Here is a 2,579-nt window from a genome sequence, read left to right as displayed (position 1 = left end):
GAGGGCTCCTCGGCACGGAACCAGCCCTCCGGAGCCAGCGGGCGCCCGGTCGGCGTGGCGCGGCCCGGAGTGGTCAGGGCCGCCAGCCGGGCGCGCAGCTCGGCACAGCGCGCCGTCGCGCGCGCGTGATCGTCGCGGGTCCAGGCCAGCTCATGGGTGAGCTCCTGAGTGTGAGGCGTGCCCTGCGGCGCCGCACGGACCAGCCGCGCCAGCTCCTCGGCCCGGCTCGCGGAGTACGACTGCTCGCGCAGCATCAGCTGGAGCCGCTCCGAGAGCGCCTCGCCGCCTCCGGGCAGCCGGTCGTACGCGGCGGCCGAGGCCGCGTGCAGCCGTCGCGCCCGTATGCCCTCGCGCGCCGCTTCCTCCCGGTCACGGCCCACCGCGAAGTCCTGGAGCAGTGAGTCCACCACGTCCCAGGGCGGAATCTCCGTACCGTCGAAGCAGGCGCGCAGGCCTTCGGGATCACGCTGGCGGAAGACTCCGTACCAGCCGTCACCCGGATCCAGGAGCGACGTGAGATCCCTTAAGTACCTCGCGAACGCCCCGATCTCCGCCGGGAGTTGATGCACCGCCATCGCTGCCCCGTCCCTGCCGTGCCGAAGGGAGCCCTTCAGTCCGCTGGCATTCGACCTCAGTCGTGTTACAGGACGGCTACAGACTGTTTTCCGGCACGGTGCAGGCCCTTACCCGGCCCCTTCCCCAGGGCCCTTGCCCGGAGCTCTTCCGGGCGGCGGTTCAGGCGATTTCAGGCGGCGGTTCAGACGGTGACGGCTATGCCGATCTGGGGACGCTTGCTGCCCCGTACGAGCCTGGCCGGCCAGTCGACCACCCAGAAACGCCAGGTGTACTTGCGCGAGAGCATCTTCCGGATCCGGTCCGTGGCCGCCTCGTCGAGCAGCCGCGCCGTGGCCTCGACGGTCGGCGAGCCCTCGGCGATCCGCCCGCGGAGGTCGCACTCCGCGACGACCACACGGCCGTTGTTGCGGATCCGCTTCACCTTCCAGGAATCCGTCCTGGTCCAGATGAACATCTCGCCGCCCTCCACCGCGTGCCAGACGGGCGTGGCGACGCCCGTTCCGTCCTTGCGGTAGGTGGTGAGGCTGACATAGCGGCAGTCGGCTAGCTCGTCCAGGATCGTCACGGACGGGAGACTACGCGCCACGGGATTGTCCCGGTAGTCCCTTCAACCACTCCTCCACCGCTGTTCGCGCGCCCGCCGCCGCGCCGACGCGCGAAGGCCCGCTGCGGGGTACCGGTCGGATCGGGCCGGGCCGGAATCAGACCGGTACGAGGACGCAGCTCGCGGCGATCTCGTCCATCGAGAGGCCCAGCGCGGACGCCAGCGCGGCCACCGTGAAGAACGCCGGCGTCGGGGCGCGGCCGGTCTCGATCTTGCGCAGTGTCTCGGCGGAGAGCCCGGCGACCGCCGCGACCTCCACCATGCTGCGCGCGCCGCGCGCCTCGCGGAGCAGCCGGCCGAGCTGCTCGCCGCGCTCGCGCTCCTGTGGGGTGAGAGGACTCCGTACCATCCCGTCATTCTAATACCGCCGCACAAGCGTGCCTCCACCGATGTCGACCGGTATAGTTATTGGAATGGTGGAGATCAAAACCGATGCGTCCCTGGACGCCATGCGCGCCGCGGGCCGGGTCGTCGCACAAGCACTGACGGCGGTACGTGAGGCCGCGGCCGTGGGAGTCACACTGCACGCCCTCGACGAGACCGCGCGCGCCGTGCTGCGCGAGGCCGGCGCCGGCTCGCCCTTCCTCGACTATCACCCCGGCTGGGCGCCCACGCCCTTCCCGGCCGTCATCTGCGCGTCCGTCAACGACGCGATCGTGCACGGCATCCCGGACGCGTACCGGCTGCACGACGGCGATCTCGTCAGCGTCGACTGCGGTGCGGTGCTGGACGGCTGGGTGGGCGACGCGGCGGTCAGCTTCACGGTCGGGCGCGCGCGTCCCGACGACCTCCGGCTGATCGACAAGGCGAACGAGGCGCTGGAGGCGGGAATCGCGGCGGCCGTCGTCGGCAACCGCATCGGCGACATCGCCCATGCGATCGGCCGTGTCTGCCGCTCGGCCGGCTATGGCATCCCGGACGGCTTCGGCGGGCATGGCGTGGGCCGGACGATGCACGAGGATCCGGGCGTGCCCAACGAAGGGCGCGCGGGACGCGGTCTGCCGCTGCGCCATGGAATGGTGCTGGCGATCGAGCCGATGCTCATCGGCAGCGGTACGGACCGGCACTTCACGGCCCGTGACGGCTGGACGGTCCGCACGCTGGACTCCAGCCGGGCCTCCCACGCGGAACACACGGTCGCGATCACGGACGACGGCCCGCGGATTCTCACGGCGCTCTGAGCGAGACCGCCTCCCGATGACGCCGCTCTGCGACGCCGGACCGCGACGCCGCCTTCCCGGTCGCCGTACGGTCTTGACCGTACGGCGACCGGGAACGCACCGGACCGGCTCCGGCTACCGCTTGCCTGCCGGGTGCACCACCATCGCGGAGCCGCCGCCTCTGCGGACCTTCTCCGCCGCGGCCAGCCAGCGGCCGTCGGGCAGCCGCTGCACGCCGG

At 71.9% G+C, this 2,579-nt stretch carries 3 protein-coding genes and 1 pseudogene; 1 reads left to right on the top strand and 3 read right to left on the bottom strand.

Translation table 11 applies throughout. From position 1 onward, the window contains the following. The 3 genes and pseudogenes from GA0115259_RS36035 to GA0115259_RS36025 form a co-directional block, all read right to left on the bottom strand. A pseudogene (locus GA0115259_RS36035) lies at positions 1 to 575 on the bottom strand (hypothetical protein); the annotation flags it as partial. Between the two features lie 182 nt (positions 576 to 757). Next, entirely contained in the window at positions 758 to 1,135 is a 378-nt protein-coding gene (locus tag GA0115259_RS36030; RefSeq protein WP_093604635.1) for a PPOX class F420-dependent oxidoreductase, read from the bottom strand. A 142-nt stretch (positions 1,136 to 1,277) separates the two neighbouring features. Continuing rightward, the gene (locus GA0115259_RS36025; protein WP_093604633.1) at positions 1,278 to 1,529 is read right to left on the bottom strand and encodes a helix-turn-helix domain-containing protein; all 252 of its coding nucleotides are present in this window, start codon (positions 1,527 to 1,529) and stop codon (positions 1,278 to 1,280) included. A 64-nt stretch (positions 1,530 to 1,593) separates the two neighbouring features. On the opposite strand from GA0115259_RS36025, the gene map reads away from it, so the two are divergent. Next, positions 1,594 to 2,361: a type I methionyl aminopeptidase gene (gene map / locus GA0115259_RS36020; RefSeq protein WP_093604631.1), complete on the top strand. Its 768-nt coding sequence runs from the start codon at positions 1,594 to 1,596 to the stop codon at positions 2,359 to 2,361. Positions 2,362 to 2,579: the final 218 nt, after the last annotated feature.

The sequence above is a fragment of the Streptomyces sp. MnatMP-M17 genome (assembly GCF_900091995.1).
GTDB lineage: Bacteria > Actinomycetota > Actinomycetes > Streptomycetales > Streptomycetaceae > Streptomyces.
This window is presented reverse-complemented; position numbering and strand designations above follow the sequence as displayed.